This is a genomic window from Psychrobacter sp. 1044, from assembly GCF_904846525.1.
Lineage (GTDB): Bacteria > Pseudomonadota > Gammaproteobacteria > Pseudomonadales > Moraxellaceae > Psychrobacter.
In genome coordinates this window covers 1-599 of the sequence record NZ_CAJHAZ010000062.1, presented here as the reverse complement: position 1 = coordinate 599, position 599 = coordinate 1, and the positions used below count along the sequence as shown (strand labels likewise).

Annotated in this window: 1 protein-coding gene; it reads right to left on the bottom strand. The window is 50.1% G+C overall.

Going from position 1 to position 599, the window contains the following annotated elements; all coding sequences use genetic code 11:
• Positions 1-599 (bottom strand): tandem-95 repeat protein (locus JMX82_RS14195; protein WP_201541010.1); only part of this gene is annotated, 599 nt, incomplete at both ends.

Genomic DNA, 599 nt, shown 5'->3' with positions numbered 1-599 from the left:
ATCTTGACCACGCCATTATCTACGGTAATGCTTTGCGCGACCCCTGGGGTCAGTGCCGTACCATTAATGTTGATGATGCTTAACGTATCGCCATCAATGTCACTGTCACCTTTGAGTGGATTGAGGGCTATGGATTCGTCCTCATTCACCGTGTAGCTGTCATTCACTGCTATAGGCGCATCATTCACTGGGGTGATAACGATATCTAAGGTGCTGCTAGCGGTGCCGCCATCATTATCGGTGACGGTGTAATCAACAGTGGGGACTGTGCCATTAAAGTCTGCTGCTGGAACAAAGCTATAGCTGCCATCACTATTTAAAGTCAGTACGCCAATAGCGCTACCATTAGCGCTGATAGTGGTGGCGCTGCCAAGAGTGATCGCTACTTGGGTGCCACTACCATCTACATCAACGCTTGCCGCTGATACGTTAAGCGTACTGCTGTCTATATCGGTGTCATTGTCAAGCACGTTGCCAGTTGCTGTGACCTCTTCTGCCACACGATTGCTATCAGGCTTGGCTATAGGCGCATCATTGACCGCTGTGACGGTGATGGTCTCTGTAGCAGTATCTGTACCGCCTTTGCCATCGCTGATGGT